General features: G+C 59.3%; 18 protein-coding genes. 14 read left to right on the top strand and 4 right to left on the bottom strand.

The window, feature by feature from the left end:
• The first annotated feature begins 129 nt into the window (after positions 1 to 129).
• From KQ940_RS02650 to KQ940_RS02620, 7 genes are all read left to right on the top strand, one after another.
• The gene (locus tag KQ940_RS02650; RefSeq protein ID WP_217411425.1) at positions 130 to 1,029 is read left to right on the top strand and encodes a helix-turn-helix transcriptional regulator; all 900 of its coding nucleotides are present in this window, start codon (positions 130 to 132) and stop codon (positions 1,027 to 1,029) included.
• Positions 1,030 to 1,394: 365 nt separating this feature from the next.
• Positions 1,395 to 1,655 (top strand): DUF4160 domain-containing protein, encoded by a 261-nt coding sequence (locus KQ940_RS02645; protein WP_217411423.1) that lies wholly within the window; start codon positions 1,395 to 1,397, stop codon positions 1,653 to 1,655.
• A gap of 5 nt (positions 1,656 to 1,660) precedes the next feature.
• Positions 1,661 to 1,894, top strand: a complete 234-nt coding sequence (locus tag KQ940_RS02640) for a DUF2442 domain-containing protein (RefSeq protein WP_217411421.1) — start codon at positions 1,661 to 1,663, stop codon at positions 1,892 to 1,894.
• On the top strand, positions 1,891 to 2,184 hold the full coding sequence (locus tag KQ940_RS02635) for an AraC family transcriptional regulator (RefSeq protein WP_281419181.1): 294 nt from the start codon (positions 1,891 to 1,893) through the stop codon (positions 2,182 to 2,184). The genes KQ940_RS02640 and KQ940_RS02635 overlap by 4 nt, the downstream gene beginning before the upstream one ends.
• 332 nt (positions 2,185 to 2,516) lie before the next feature.
• Positions 2,517 to 2,825, top strand: a complete 309-nt coding sequence (locus KQ940_RS02630) for a hypothetical protein (protein WP_217411417.1) — start codon at positions 2,517 to 2,519, stop codon at positions 2,823 to 2,825.
• 202 nt (positions 2,826 to 3,027) lie between these two features.
• Positions 3,028 to 3,303 (top strand): type II toxin-antitoxin system Phd/YefM family antitoxin, encoded by a 276-nt coding sequence (locus tag KQ940_RS02625; RefSeq protein WP_217411415.1) that lies wholly within the window; start codon positions 3,028 to 3,030, stop codon positions 3,301 to 3,303.
• Positions 3,303 to 3,629 carry a type II toxin-antitoxin system RelE/ParE family toxin gene (locus tag KQ940_RS02620; protein WP_217411413.1) on the top strand — a complete coding sequence of 109 codons (327 nt, stop codon included), beginning with the start codon at positions 3,303 to 3,305 and terminating at the stop codon, positions 3,627 to 3,629. Before KQ940_RS02625 ends, KQ940_RS02620 begins: the two co-directional genes overlap by 1 nt.
• Positions 3,630 to 3,757: 128 nt before the next feature.
• Here the strand turns inward: KQ940_RS02620 and KQ940_RS02615 are convergent, their stop codons facing one another.
• Together KQ940_RS02615 and upp are read right to left on the bottom strand one after the other, a co-directional pair.
• Positions 3,758 to 5,065, bottom strand: coding sequence for a uracil-xanthine permease family protein (locus tag KQ940_RS02615; RefSeq protein WP_246589647.1), 1,308 nt, complete (start codon positions 5,063 to 5,065; stop codon positions 3,758 to 3,760).
• A gap of 10 nt (positions 5,066 to 5,075) precedes the next feature.
• Positions 5,076 to 5,702 carry a uracil phosphoribosyltransferase gene (gene upp / locus KQ940_RS02610; protein WP_217411411.1) on the bottom strand — a complete coding sequence of 209 codons (627 nt, stop codon included), beginning with the start codon at positions 5,700 to 5,702 and terminating at the stop codon, positions 5,076 to 5,078.
• A 226-nt stretch (positions 5,703 to 5,928) separates the two neighbouring features.
• Between upp and KQ940_RS02605 the strand changes: the two genes are divergently transcribed.
• On the top strand, positions 5,929 to 6,489 hold the full coding sequence (locus KQ940_RS02605) for a hypoxanthine-guanine phosphoribosyltransferase (protein WP_217411409.1): 561 nt from the start codon (positions 5,929 to 5,931) through the stop codon (positions 6,487 to 6,489).
• Positions 6,490 to 6,727: 238 nt separating this feature from the next.
• Here KQ940_RS02605 and KQ940_RS02600 read toward each other — a convergent pair whose 3' ends face one another.
• The gene (locus KQ940_RS02600; RefSeq protein WP_217411407.1) at positions 6,728 to 7,498 is read right to left on the bottom strand and encodes a ParA family protein; all 771 of its coding nucleotides are present in this window, start codon (positions 7,496 to 7,498) and stop codon (positions 6,728 to 6,730) included.
• Between the two features lie 49 nt (positions 7,499 to 7,547).
• Entirely contained in the window at positions 7,548 to 8,594 is a 1,047-nt protein-coding gene (locus KQ940_RS02595) for a DUF2333 family protein (protein ID WP_246589668.1), read from the bottom strand.
• A 478-nt stretch (positions 8,595 to 9,072) separates the two neighbouring features.
• On the opposite strand from KQ940_RS02595, the gene accB reads away from it, so the two are divergent.
• The 6 genes from accB to fis all read left to right on the top strand — a co-directional run bounded on the left by accB (position 9,073) and on the right by fis (position 14,422).
• Positions 9,073 to 9,534: an acetyl-CoA carboxylase biotin carboxyl carrier protein gene (gene accB / locus KQ940_RS02590; protein ID WP_217411405.1), complete on the top strand. Its 462-nt coding sequence runs from the start codon at positions 9,073 to 9,075 to the stop codon at positions 9,532 to 9,534.
• 35 nt (positions 9,535 to 9,569) lie between these two features.
• On the top strand, positions 9,570 to 10,910 hold the full coding sequence (gene accC, locus KQ940_RS02585; protein WP_217411403.1) for an acetyl-CoA carboxylase biotin carboxylase subunit: 1,341 nt from the start codon (positions 9,570 to 9,572) through the stop codon (positions 10,908 to 10,910).
• A 156-nt stretch (positions 10,911 to 11,066) separates the two neighbouring features.
• Positions 11,067 to 11,975, top strand: a complete 909-nt coding sequence (gene prmA, locus KQ940_RS02580) for a 50S ribosomal protein L11 methyltransferase (protein ID WP_217411401.1) — start codon at positions 11,067 to 11,069, stop codon at positions 11,973 to 11,975.
• Complete coding sequence (locus KQ940_RS02575) at positions 11,972 to 12,952, top strand: zinc-ribbon and DUF3426 domain-containing protein (RefSeq protein ID WP_217411399.1); 981 nt, start codon at positions 11,972 to 11,974, stop codon at positions 12,950 to 12,952. The genes prmA and KQ940_RS02575 overlap by 4 nt, the downstream gene beginning before the upstream one ends.
• Before the next feature lie 182 nt (positions 12,953 to 13,134).
• A complete protein-coding gene (gene dusB, locus KQ940_RS02570) occupies positions 13,135 to 14,109 on the top strand; it encodes a tRNA dihydrouridine synthase DusB (RefSeq protein ID WP_217411397.1) in 975 nt (324 codons plus the stop codon).
• A gap of 16 nt (positions 14,110 to 14,125) precedes the next feature.
• Entirely contained in the window at positions 14,126 to 14,422 is a 297-nt protein-coding gene (fis, locus tag KQ940_RS02565) for a DNA-binding transcriptional regulator Fis (RefSeq protein ID WP_217411395.1), read from the top strand.
• Positions 14,423 to 14,451: the final 29 nt, after the last annotated feature.

Genomic DNA, 14,451 nt, shown 5'->3' with positions numbered 1-14,451 from the left:
AGAATGACGATTAAACGCGCCCTGGCGTTACGAAACCTTAACTACACTGAAAGCTGTCCATCAGGGATGTAACGACTGGAGGGACCCACTGCAGAGTATTGGCAATAAAAAGTAGGGGGATCGTTCGTCATGTCTCAGCGTTGCAAGTCTCCGGTTCTGTGGATCGATCTGCGCAGCTCGGAGCGCTCTGCTACCCTGCTGGAGCTGTTCAGGGCAGCGTTTCAAATCGAGAATCTGGATCCTCACAACCCCGTTTTTGATCATCGGCGTATTACACCTTGCGCCATCTGTTTCGACTTTGACTACCCCGATATGCATGGCTTGACACTGATGCGTGAGCTGCATGAACGGCACCCGCTGCTGCCGATCATCATGATGACCGAGCAGCACTCCGAGTCGCTGATGGTCTGGGCGTTGAGGGTCAGGGTGTGGGAGATACTGCTCAAGCCGATGGCGCGCTCGGCGGCGGAGTACCAGATCGGCGCCATCTCCCGTTGCATAGAGGAGGCCGCCCAGGATCCCACAGCCTTGACTGCAGCCAGCCCTATGCTGAGGCTACCAGAGGAGTCACGTTTTCACGGCAGCAGCCTGGAAACCCGGGCGGTGCATCCGGCGCTGTCCTATATGCAGCTGCATCTGGGGGAGCACATTACCGAAGAACAGTTGGCCAGGTTCTGCAATATGCGTCCACTGCAGTTCAGCCGCATGTTTAAAAAAGCCTATGACGTCACCTTCCAGGAGATGCTGCAACAACTGCGCATGAAGGAGGCCACCCGGCTGCTGGAGAATCCCGACCTGCAGATACTCGATGTAGCCCTGACCGTCGGCTACCGCGACCACTCCTACTTCTGCCGGGTGTTCAAGAAGTACCTCGGTGTCACGCCGAAAACCTATCAGGAGCAGCTGCTCTCCCAGAATATGGACGAACAGCAGACGCTCAAACAGGCCAAGCTCTATGCCGTTGCCAACCTGGACACCCTGCCACCGCAGGAAGCCGACAGTTGGAGCCGTAGCCGACGGCCGGGGTGAGTGGCGGCCCGAAACCGGAAGCCTCCAGCAGTACCCGCTTCCGCCAGGCTGTACAGAAAAGATCGCTCGCTCTTGTGGCCCCACGGCTCTGGGATGACCCATTCGAAAATTTCCTTATCGGGTGCGGTATCACCTACAGACAGGACGGCACGTGGATAAAGCTCCCGATACAGGCCGGAACCAGACAGTTGACCTGGAAGGGATCAAGGTTCGAACGACGGCTCGCAAGCTACTCGCCGCGCCGTGGGAGACGTGGCCGGAGGGGCAGGACCAAGCCCTATTTTGGGTTGAGCTTCTGCAACACCATTGACATCATGGCTCATTGTTTATTATTGATATCGGCTTAAGCAGAGGAGAGGTGGGGCGTGCCAACCATCAGCGAGTTCTTCGGTATCCTGATCCGTATGTATTACGACGACCATAACCCGCCACACTTCCATGCCTATTACGGTGAACATGAGGCACAGTTCTCGATAGAGACTCTGGAGGTTCTCGAAGGATTCCTTCCCAAACGGGCAAAAGCGCTGGTCATCGAATGGGCCGTGGAGCACCGCCAAGCACTTCTTACAGACTGGGAACTGGCCGAACAGCATCAGCCTCTCCGAAAGATCGAACCTCTGGAGTAAACCCGATGCATAGAGTTACAAGCGTACAAACAAAACCAGGTTACACTTTGGCCTTGGCCTTCGAAGATGGCACCCAGGGGGAGATATCCATCGCCGACCGATTGTTCGGCCCCATGTTCGAGCCACTGAAAGATCCCGAGTTCTTTGCCCTGGCGCGAGTCGATGAATTCGGCGCGGTGTGCTGGCCCAATGATGCGGACTTGGCTCCGGATGCTCTTTACCGCAAGATCGCAACCTGAGACGTTACGAAAAAGGCGAAAAAGGGGGCAGAACAACATTTCGGGAGAACCCCGACCTGCAGATCCTCGATGTGGCCCTGACCGTCGGCTACCGTGACCACTCCTATTTTTGCCGGGTGTTCAAGAAGTACCTCGGTGTCACGCCGAAAACCTATCAGGAGCAGCTGCTCTCGCAGAATATGGACGATCAACAGGCGCTCAAACAGGCCAAGCTCTATGCCGTTGCCAACCTGGACACCCTGCCACCGCAGGAAGCCGACAGTTGGAGCCGTAGCCGACAGCCGGGGTGAGTGGCGGCCCGAAACCGGAAGCCTCCAGCAGTACCCGCTTCCGCCGGGCTGTACAGAAAAGATCGCTCGCTCTTGTGGCCCCACGGCTATGGGATGACCCATTCGAAAATTTCCTTATCGGGTGCGGTATCACCTACAGGCAGGACGGCACGTGGATAAAGCTCCCGATACAGGCCGGAACCAGACAGTTGACCTGGAAGGGATCAAGGTTCGAACGACGGCTCGCAAGCTACTCGCCGCGCCGTGGGATGCAAGCCCGATAGACCCTTTGGATGCGTGTTTCCTTGGGCAGGTTGAATACATGGCACAGGATATCGCCGCACAACATGTAAGTGCAGTTAAAGGCTTTCGCAGGCGGTATCGGCCACGCACGTTCTCTGTTGATCAAGCGCGAACCCGTTGATCATGAGCGCGAAGTGCGACTCATCTTTGTCGAGCCCGGGGATGATCATGATAATTCCCTCCTTCTCCCTATCGAGATAAACCCCGACACGCTGTTTGAAGAGGTAGTTCTGGATCCACGATTACAGGCTGACGATGCCAAAGCCAGGGAAACCGAGATTCGCTCATTTGGCTACAACGGACCGATAACCAAATCGGAACTGTATCGATCCGCGCTGTACAACATCGTGCTTCGATAAGAGCAGGTTCGGACGTTGCGGCCCTGCCTTGACCGTCGCGGCCGCAATGAGGGTAAAAAGGTAGGGCAAGTTGAAGTCGTAAACCCGGTTAACCCGGCGCGTTATGACGTGACTCGCTTGTGCCTCGGCATCCTTGTACAGAGCTTCGGATTGACGACAGACCTGTTTTCGGACTAAATTTGGTCACAAAAGGAGAGTGGCTATGAAACTATCGAGTCAGATCAAACCGATCAGTTACCTGAAGGCCCATGCCGCAGAGATCGTGCGTAACCTGTCGGGGAAAGGCGAGCCCTTGGTCATCACTCAGAATGGGGAAGCCAAGGTTGTAATACAGGATATCGAAAGCTATGAACAAACTCAGGAAACCCTGGCTCTTCTGAAGATCCTGGCGCTCGGCACGCGGCAGATCGAGGAAGGCAAGGTTCAGCCCTCCGGTGATGTTGTCCAGAGGCTACGAGATCGGCGAAAGGATTGCTGATGGCGTTCCAGGTATTGCTGACCAACGATGCATCCCGCGACCTGGAAGAGTTGTACGACTATATCGAGTCTCACGACGCACCGGGAAAGGCGGATTACGTTCTCGATCAAATAGAGAATGCCCTCTCGAGGCTCTCTGAAAATCCGGAACGAGGAGCCTATCCGCAGGAGCTGTTGGCCATCGGACTTCGCGAGTACCGTGAGATTCTTTTCAAGCCCTACCGCATCATTTACCGGGTCATGATCGATAATGTTTATGTCATGGTGATTGCCGACGGTCGCCGCGATATGCAGGCATTGCTGCAACGGCGGTTACTGCAAGCCTGAACCTTTGAGTTTGGCGCGGTGTGAAGGCCCAACGTATTGCCCTGGCGGTACTCGTCCCGTGACGGATCGCTCGGATAATGCCGACACGGGGACACACGCTTTCGGATAGTGGCGACGTTGATCGCTGGTTACCGGCTGTGTTCGATCATATCCTCGACCACTTCATCCTCCTCATGCAGATCGTTCGCGACGGGATCCGCCCCCGGTAGCACCAGGTTAAGCACAATCGCCACGATGCCGCACAGGCTGACGCCCTGCAGATTCAGATCTCCCGAGCCTATCGCCATGCCACCGATGCCGAACACCAGCGTGGTGGCGACGATCACCAGGTTGCGCTGCTTGGCCAGGTCGACCTTGGCCTTGATCAGGGTATTGAGCCCCACCGAAGCGATCGAGCCGAACAGCAGGATCAGGATACCGCCCATCACCGGCGCCGGAATCGTCTGCAGCAGCAAACCGAACTTGGAGACGAAGGCGAGCAGAATGGCGAATCCGGCCGCCCAGAGCATCACCACCGGATTAAATGCCTTGGTCAGCATCACCGCGCCGGTCACCTCGGAATAGGTGGTATTGGGCGGCCCACCGAACAGCGCCGCCGCGCTGGTGGCCAGGCCATCGCCGAACAGCGTGCGCTGCAGGCCCGGTTTGCGGATATAGTCGCGTCCGGTCACGTTGCCGATGGCTATGATATCGCCGACATGCTCGATCGCCGGCGCGATCGCCACCGGAATCATGAACAGGATCGCCTGCCAGTTGAACTCCGGTGTCACGAATGCCGGTATCGCCACCAGTGGTGCCGCCTGTACCTGGCTCAGATCCACCATGCCGGTGAACAGCGCCACCAGGTAACCGACGAACACACCCGAGAGTATCGGCAGCAAACGGAAGATGCCGTTGGCAAACACCGAGACCAGCAGCGTCGTCACCAGCGCCACCATCGATACCAGCAGCGCATCCAGATAGGGGAACAGCTCGATGGAACCATCGCCGCTCTTGCCCATCGCCATGTTGACGGCAATCGGTGCCAACCCCAAACCGATGATCATGATCACCGGGCCGGTAACCACCGGCGGCATGATGCGGTGGATAATGCCCGGTCCGCGCAGCTTGACCACCAGTGCCAGCAGCATGTACACCAGCCCCGCCGCCATCAGCGCGCCCATGGTGGCAGGCACGCCCCAGGTTTGCGTCGCGTAGCTGATCGGCGCGATGAATACGAAGGAGGAGGCCAGGAAGATCGGCACTTTCAGCCCGGTCACCAGATGAAACAGCAGGGTACCGATACCGGCGGTAAACAGCGCAACGCTGGGATCAAGCCCGGTCAACAACGGCATCAACACCAGTGCTCCAAAGGCCACGAACAGCATCTGTGCACCGGCCAGGATCGTGCGCCAGCTGCGCGCGCCACTATTCGCCATCAGGTTCAAGTCGTTCATCCGTTGTTACCTACTTGGTTCCAAAAATCTTGTCACCGGCATCGCCGAGCCCGGGAATGATGTAGCCCTTCTCGTTGAGATGGGAGTCGATAGAGGCGGTGAAGATATCCACATCCGGGTGTGCCGCCTGCACCTTCTCGATCCCCTCCGGGGCCGCCACCAGCACCAGTGCGCGGATACTGGTACAACCGGCTTTCTTGAGCATGTCGATGGTGGCGATCATCGAGCCACCGGTGGCCAGCATCGGATCGACGATCAAGGACATACGCTCCTCGATATCATTGGCCAGCTTCTCGAAATAGGCCACCGGCTCCAGCGTCTCCTCATTGCGGTAGAGCCCAACCACGGAGATCTTGGCACTGGGTACCAGCTCCAGCACACCATCCAGCATCCCGAGTCCGGCGCGCAGAATCGGTACCACGGTGATCTTCTTGCCTTTTATACGCTCGGCCTGGATCGGGCCGCACCAGCCCTCGACCTCATACTCTTCGAGTTCGAAATCCTTGGTTGCCTCGTAGGTCAGCAAGCAGCCCACTTCGGCGGCCAGCTGCCTGAAGCTGCGGGTACTCTTGTTGACGGAGCGCATCAGCCCCAGTTTATGGCGCACCAACGGGTGGCGAATCTCATGCACGCTCATGACCAAACCCCTCTCAGGCCCGGCACGACACCGGGAAATTGACCGTTCTATCAAAAATTAGACGAAAGACTAACCAAAGCCGCCCCGCCTGTCATCAGCGGCTTTGCCTAAGCCTTACGCAGGACGTTGCGTAATAGAGTTGCCCAAACCTCCAAAGCGCATTATCGTTTTGCCCTTTTATCTCAGCGGCCAGCCGCCAAGCAGCACTGAAAGAAGGGGCACATAGATGAGCAGCGTTGATCTCGAACATATCAAGCGGGTCTATATCGAGTCGGATCTGCTGTTCAGCCAGGCCGAGGTTGAGGCGGCAATGGAGCGCATGGCGCAGGAGATCACCGAGCAGCTGATCGATGCCAACCCGGTGGTGTTCACGGTGATGAACGGTGGCCTGGTGATCGCCGGCCAGCTGCTGACCCGGCTCAACTTTCCGCTGGAGGCCAGCTACCTGCATGCCACCCGTTATCGCAACACCACCTCGGGCCATGAACTGGAGTGGAAGGTGCCGCCGATGGTGGAGTTCAAGGGGCGTCCGGTACTGATCATCGACGATATTCTGGATGAGGGGCATACCCTGGCCGCCATCATCGACCACTGTCGACAGGGCGGTGCTTCCAGCGTGCAGAGTGCCGTATTGGTCAACAAGCGGCATGACCGAAAAGCACGTCCCGACCTGAAGGCCGAGTTTGTCGGACTGGAGGTCGAAGATCGCTATATCTTCGGCTACGGCATGGATTATCAGGGCTACTGGCGTAACGCACCGGGTATCTTCGCGGTCAAGGGGATGTAAAGGGTGGCCGCCGAGGCGTGCAACTGGCAATAATTTTCAGCTTCCCCAGTTGCTAACCCGGTTAGAATGATTTTTCCCCAACCAACGACAGGTCGAGCATGACGGAGATCGTCATCCTGGCAGTATCGGCAACGGCATTGGCCATCTGGCTCATGAGTCTGCGGCGCAAGGCGCCGGCCTCACGCCGCCTGCCCCGCTGATCCACCAGAATCAGCAGACACTGCGCAACTGCACCCGCTCACTCCGGGTGCAGCTCCTCGTAGAGATTCACAAACTCCATCGTCAGTCGGTGCTTCGGCGCCAGCTGGATCAGCGGTCGTGCCGCTGTATGAGATTCCTTCATCTTCACCGACGCGGGAATGCGCGTGTTCAGCACCGGCAGCGACTCCGCCAGCAACTCCGCCACGATCTTCTGCGGCAGTGATGCACGCGGTTGATATTGGTTTACCACTATCCCTTCCACCGTCAGCGCCTCGTTATGGTCGGCCCGGGTCTCCTGCACGTTGTTGAGCAGGCTGTACAGCGCCTGGCGGGCAAAGTCGTCGCAATCGAACGGGATCAGGCAACGCTCGGCGGCACAGAGCGCCGACAGGGTGAAGAAGTTGAACGCCGGTGGCGTATCGATGTAGATCGCATCGTACGATTCAAGCAGCGTGTCCAGCGCCTCGCGCAGCTTGTAGATCTTGTGTTTGGACTCCAGTTTCGACTGCAGATCGCCGAGATCGGGATGGGAGGGGATCAGCCACAGGTTGTCGAATGGGGTCTGGTGCACATAGCGCTGCGGATCGGCGGGCTTGAGCTGAAAGCTCAGCGTCGACTCGAAGAAGTCGCGGATATCGGTGTCCGGCGAGTTTGCCTCGTCACCGAGCAGATAGTGGGTCGAGTTGCATTGCGGATCCAGATCCACCACCAGTGTGCGCTTGCCCCGCGCCGCACTGATCGCCGCCAGATTGACCGCAATGCTCGACTTGCCTACACCGCCTTTCTGATTGAACACGACTCGACGCATCGTTGCACTCCTCTACTCGTGCACGGTGGCACCAATCCGACTCCCGACCTCAACCCTGCGACAGCAGTTCACGCAGGTCGATAATCGCGGCGTTGGCGCGTGATATATAGGAGGCCATCACCAGCGAATGGTTGGCCAGAAATCCAAACTCGGTACCGTTGAGAATCATCGGGCTCCAGATCGTGGCCTGGGTTGCCTCCAGCTCGCGGATGATCTGGTCGACGCTGACGCGAGCATTCTTCTTCTCCAGCGTCGGGGCAAAATCGACTTCGACCGCTTCGAGCAGGTGGATCAGCGCCCAGGCGGTGCCACGCGCTTCGTAGAAAACATCGTCGATCTCCATCCAGGGTGTCTGGATCTCCGACTCATGGGCGGTTTGGGTGGACTGCGCCGCCCCGGGACTACCGGCCAGATCGGTGTTCAAACGGCGTTGGCCGACGCTGGCACTGAGCCGTTGTGACAGACTGCCCAAGCGGGTGGACACATCCCCCAGCCAGTCGCGCAGATTATCGGCCCGGGCATAAAACTGTGCCGACTCTTCACCGGTTTCGGAAAGGCTCGCCTGGTAGGCACGCAACGCCTTGATCGCCTTGCGATACTCGCCTTCGCTATCGGGCAGGATCCAGCTGTTGGAATCGAAATGCAGCAGCGGCTCGGCCTTGGCAAGATCCGGATCTTCCGTGGATTGCGACTGGGAGCGACTGAAGGTTTTGCGCAGTGCACGCGCCATGTCGCGTGCCTGGACCAGCACCCCGAACTCCCAGTTGGGAATATTATCGAGCCAGATCCCCGGCGGCAGACGGTCGTTGCTGAGATAGCCGCCGGGTTTGTCGAGCAGTGTTTCGGTGACATGGATCAGCGCTTCGCTGGTGTAGTAGCCCACCACCGGCTGCTGGCCGCCCGCCTCTGCCTGCTGCTTCGCCAGCTCAACCATATCGACGCGGGAGGGTTCGAAACTCCAGTAAACACCGAACCCTGTCGCCACCAGCAGATAGAGCAGTATCAGCCCCGCCAACCCCTTCGCCACCTTGCCTCCCGCAAGACGGTTCCATAGTGGATCCCAGAGTTTGAACCAGATACGTTGCAGACCATCCAACACGTGCGTCCCTCTTCCTTTTTCGGTTCGGCATACCTCGGCATGCCGGACCTTATAAATTCGCTGCAGTGCAAACACCCGCCACCCCGCTTTCTGCCAGGGTTGTAACGCCATGGGAGCGAGGTTCATGATGCGTTGCACTATGGCGAATTTCCCGGCACCGGTCAACGAATAGCCGGAACGCTCACTACGCTCCTTCAATCAACGCCTGTAGCGGCGATTGCACCCCGCAGGCGATTACTTATTAACCACTCAGCGACAAAACTGGCCGCAAACTTCGCCAAACAGCGGCTTAATGCCGGAAAATTTGGGATTCACATGGACAGTGATTACGCTTTAATGCACACTTATGCGCAATTTTACTTAGCCACCTGATCAGGCGCTGGATCCATCGATTGCGGTCATCCCTGCAGTCATGTCCACCTCAGGTGCAGTTGTCATCCTCAAACATAACAGCCAAGACCGAGACTCTATTCCGATGGATATCCGCAAAGTCAAAAAACTGATCGAACTGCTCGAAGAATCCAACATCAACGAGATCGAGATCAAAGAGGGTGAAGAGTCGGTCCGTATCAGCCGGACGTCAAGCCTGGTGCCTCAGCAAGCCTACGCACCGATGCCCGTCGCTGCCGCTCCGGCACAGTTCCAGCCGGCCGCGCCCGCTGCCGCACCTGCCGCCGCGGAAGCCGCTCCGGCAGCACCGGCCGGTCACTCCGTCCGCTCGCCGATGGTCGGCACCTTCTACCGCTCTCCGTCCCCGACTGCAGGTCCGTTCGTCGAAGTGGGCCAGAGCGTCAAGGCCGGTGACGTGATCTGCATCGTCGAAGCGATGAAGATGATGAACCAGATCGAAGCCGACAAGTCCGGTGTGATCGAGGCGATCCTGGTCGAAGATGGACAGCCGGTCGAGTACGACCAGCCGCTGGTCGTCATCGCCTAACCCCGTCTCGAACTCCACCCAAGGATTTTTGAACGATGCTCGATAAAGTGCTCATAGCCAACCGCGGCGAGATCGCGTTGCGTATCCTGCGTGCCTGCAAGGAGCTGGGGATCAAAACCGTGGCGGTTCACTCCGTCGCCGACCGAGACCTGATGCACGTTCGTCTGGCTGACGAGGCGGTGTGTATCGGACCTGCACCCTCTACGCAAAGCTATCTGAACATTCCGTCCATCATCAGTGCCGCCGAAGTCACCGATTCTGTCGGTATCCACCCCGGTTACGGCTTCCTGGCGGAGAACGCCGGTTTCGCCGAGCAGGTGGAACAGTCCGGCTTCACCTTCATCGGCCCCCGCGCCGACACGATCCGCCTGATGGGCGACAAGGTATCGGCGATCAAGGCGATGAAAAAAGCCGGCGTACCGACGGTGCCCGGCTCCGACGGCCCGCTGCCGGAAGATAACGAAACGATCCACAAGATCGCCAAGCGCATCGGCTACCCGGTGATAATCAAGGCCGCGGCCGGTGGTGGCGGTCGTGGCATGCGTGTAGTACACACCGAAGCGCATCTGACCAACGCCGTTCAGGTCACCCGCACCGAGGCCAAGGCCGCCTTTGGCGACGAAACCGTGTACATGGAGAAGTTTCTCGAGAAGCCGCGCCATGTCGAGGTCCAGGTACTGGCCGACGGTCAGGGCAATGCGATCCATCTGTACGACCGCGACTGCTCGCTGCAGCGTCGTCACCAGAAGGTCGTGGAGGAAGCACCCGCTCCCGGTATCGATCCGGAAGCACGGGCGGCGGTACTCAAGTCCTGTGTCGATGCCTGCATCGAAATCGGCTACCGCGGTGCCGGCACCTTCGAGTTCCTGTACGAAAACGGCGGCTTCTACTTCATCGAGATGAACACCCGCGTGCAGGTGGAGCACCCGGTCACCGAACAGGTCACCGGTGTCGATATCGTCAAGGAGCAGCTGCGCATCGCCTCCGGCATGCCGCTGTCGATCAAGCAGGAGGATATCAAGCTCAACGGTCACGCCTTCGAGTGCCGCATCAACGCCGAGGATCCGCGCAACTTCATGCCCAGCCCTGGCAAGGTCAGCTACTTCCACGCACCGGGCGGTAACGGCGTACGCGTCGATTCGCATCTGTATGGCGGCTACACCGTACCGCCTCACTACGACTCACTGATCGCCAAGCTGATCACCTGGGGCGAGGATCGCGAAACCGCACTGATCCGCATGCAGAACGCGCTCGACGAGATGGTGGTGGAGGGGATCAAGACCAATATCCCGCTGCATCACGATATCGTCCGCGACGCCAACTTTGCCCGCGGCGGCGTCAACATTCACTACCTGGAGAAGAAACTCGGGCTCTAAGCACCGGGTTTCATCCAGTCAAAAAGCCCGCAATCGCGGGCTTTTTACGTACAGCCGATACGATTCCGGCGTTTCGCAGCAAACATGCCCCTCCAGAGTTTTCCTGAGGCCGGGCTTTGATACATACTCAGACGACAAGAATTGACGGAGCACTCCATGCCCTGGTTACAGATAAAGGTTGAAACCGCCCCTGAACAGGCCGAACAGTATGAGGATCTGCTGCTCGCCGCCGGCTGTGCCGCCGTCACCTATCAGGACGCCGCCGATCAGCCGATCTTCGAACCGGACCTGGGCACGACTCCGCTCTGGAGCCAAACGGTGGTCACCGGGCTGTTTGCCGCCGAGCACGATCTGCAGGAGACCCTGTGGCTGCTGCGCTCGGCACAGCAGCAACTGCCCAAAGTAGAGGGCCGCCCCCATCCGGAGATCAAGGCGGAGATTCTGGAGGACAAGGACTGGGAGCGCGAATGGATGGAGAACTACCATCCGATGCAGTTCGGCAAGCGACTCTGGGTCTGCCCCAGCTGGCGCGAAGCCCCCGACCCCAACGCTGTGAACATGATGCTGGACCCGGGCCTCGCCTTCGGCACCGGCACCCATCCGACCACCTCCCTCTGCCTGGAGTGGCTTGACGGCCAGGAACTCGACGGCCAACTGGTGGTGGACTACGGCTGCGGCAGCGGGATACTGGGCATCGCCGCGCTACTGCTCGGCGCCGACAGGGTGGTCGCCGTCGATATCGATCCCCAGGCATTGACCGCCACCCGCGACAACCTGGAGCGCAACCAGCTGGAGCCATCACGGCTGAGCGTCAGTCTGCCCGGAGCAACCCATGCGGTAAAAGCCGATACTCTGGTCGCCAATATACTGGCCGGGCCACTGGTCGAGCTCGCCCCCACCCTGGAAGCCCTGGTACGCCCCGGCGGACGCATACTGCTGTCCGGCCTGCTCGCCGATCAGGCGGACAGCGTTTCCGCGGCCTACGCACAGTGGTTCGCGATGGAGCCGGCAGCGGAAAAGGATGGCTGGATCAGACTCACAGGCACTAAATACCAGGACGCATGAACGAACCGCTGATCACTGAATGCCCCGGATGTCATTCGCGCTTTCGCGTGACCGAAGGGCAGTTGAATCTGGCGCAGGGGCAGGTACGCTGCGGCGCGTGCCTGCTGGTATTTGACGCCCGCATCGAGGCACGCCGCCTCGAACGCCATCAGCGGGAGATTCAGGTTCAGCAGAAACGATCGATCCAGCCCAAGCCAGAGCCGCTACCGGACCCTGTACGGGTGGTGCAAACCCGGTCGACCGATAGCCGGGTTGCCGCCGATACCGATGAGTTGGCTGATCGACTGCTCGCCGCGGGCAAAAAACTCAAGGCGACACCCGCAACTGCAGATGAACCGGCAAAACCCGCTCCGCCTCCCCCAGTCCGAGAAGAGCCGGTTGAACTGATCCGCGATGAGGAGGTTGCCGACGACGCGGCTCAGAGGACTGAGGCGCCGCCGGACAATATCCCCCACCTCTATGCCGAACCGATTCTGCTGGAGATAAGCCGGGAGAAGAACGACCCCTTCATCACCACCGGCTGGGCCCTGGCATCCCTGCTGGCGTTGCTGACACTTGCCGGCCAGTACCTTTGGTTCGAGCGCGCAACCCTGGCACACCACGAAGAGCTGCATCCGATCTATCTTCTCGCCTGCGACTCTCTGCCCTGCGAGCTAGACAACGGTGCCTACCGTTCGATCGTCAACCAGGGCATGGTCGTGCGCCCCCACCCGGCGTTCGCCGACGCGTTGAGTGTGGATATCCAGTTGCGTAACGATGCTGCTTTCGCGCAACCCTTTCCGGCGTTGTCGCTCTCCTTTACCGATCTTAAGGGGCGACCGGTGGCGAGCCGGGTGTTTAAGCCTCAGGAGTATCTGCCCGTCGACCGCCGCGGTGAGCTGATGCAACCGATGACGCCGGTGCAACTGCAGCTGGAGATCACCGACCCCGGCGTCCATGCCGTCAGCTACCAACTGGAACTGCTCCCGGCGAGTTGAAAGCCGGTTGTGAAGAAGCTCAAAAAGCCCCTTCGGTCAACCCCGAAATCGATCAAAAAATCGACAAAAACTGGTTGGAGCCCCCCTCCCGAAAGAGTATCATTGGCCGCCTTCCAATAACGAACCCGGACCTAAGCCGAACGGCTTGGGCCAGTATTCTTTTCCCTTTTGGCAGGTGTGTGATGTTCCAAATCGGCCCTTACACCATTGACAGTCAGGTTGTGCTGGCACCGATGGCTGGGGTCACGGATCGTCCGTTCCGCCAACTCTGCAGACGCATGGGCGCAGGCCTGGTGGTCTCAGAGATGGTCACCTCCGACACCCGCCTGTGGAACTCTCGCAAATCGGCCCTGCGCCTCGACCACACCGGTGAAGCCGAGCCTCGCTCGGTGCAGATCGCCGGTGGCGATCCACAGATGATGGCCGACGCCGCGCAGATGAACGCCGAACGGGGCGCGCAGATCATCGATATCAACATGGGTTGCCCGGCGAAGAAGGTCTGTAACAAGGCCGCCGGTTCCGCCCTGTTGCGCGATGAGGTTCTGGTCGGCGAGATCCTCGACGCCGTGGTCGGTGCCGTTGCTATCCCGGTCACCCTGAAGATCCGTACCGGCTGGTCGCCCGAACAGCGCAATGGCGAACGGATCGCCGAGATGGCGGAGCGGGCCGGTATCGCCGCCCTGGCCGTGCACGGCCGCACCCGCGCCGATCGCTATCAGGGGAGCGCGGAGTACGACACCATCGCCCGTATCTGTCAGCAGGTTTCCATCCCGGTGTTCGCCAATGGCGATATCGACTCGGCGCGCAAGGCGCGCACCGTGCTCGAGCACACCGGCGCCGCGGCGGTGATGATCGGACGTGCAGCCCAGGGGCGCCCTTGGCTGCTGCGCGAGATCGACCACTACCTGCGCACAGGAAAGGAGCTGGCGGCACCGGCGACAGAGGAGATGCTGCAGATTCTGACAGGCCATCTGGAAGCCTTATATACCTTCTACGGTGACTACATGGGCGTGCGCATCGCACGCAAGCATGTGGGCTGGTATCTGCAGCAACACCCGGAGTCTGCCGGGTTCAGGAAGCATTTCAATCAACTAGAAACAACAAGCGATCAGGTCAACGCCGTTTCTGCCTTATTGGCAGCGTCGGCCGCCGCCTGAATCCAGGATTGGGTACATGAGTACAGTGGAAAGCAAAGATTTGGAACAGTATGCACACACCACCCAGCCGCAGTCTGGCATGCCGGCGCAGACTCTGCGCGACACCGTGCACCAGTCTCTGACCAGCTACTTCAAGCAGCTGGACGGTCAGCCGGTTACCGACGTGTACCAGATGGTCCTGTCAGAGATCGAAGCGCCGCTGTTTGAGAGTGTGATGGCGTACACCAAGGATAACCAGACCCGCGCGTCCGAGGTCCTCGGCCTCAACCGCGGCACCCTGCGCAAAAAACTGAAGCAGTACGGCCTGCTCTAATCGAGAGCAATCGAGCGAACCGAGAGAAG

The sequence above is a fragment of the Marinobacterium ramblicola genome (assembly GCF_019084545.1).
In the GTDB taxonomy this organism is placed as follows: Bacteria; Pseudomonadota; Gammaproteobacteria; order Pseudomonadales; family Balneatricaceae; genus Marinobacterium_D; species Marinobacterium_D ramblicola.
This window is presented reverse-complemented; position numbering and strand designations above follow the sequence as displayed.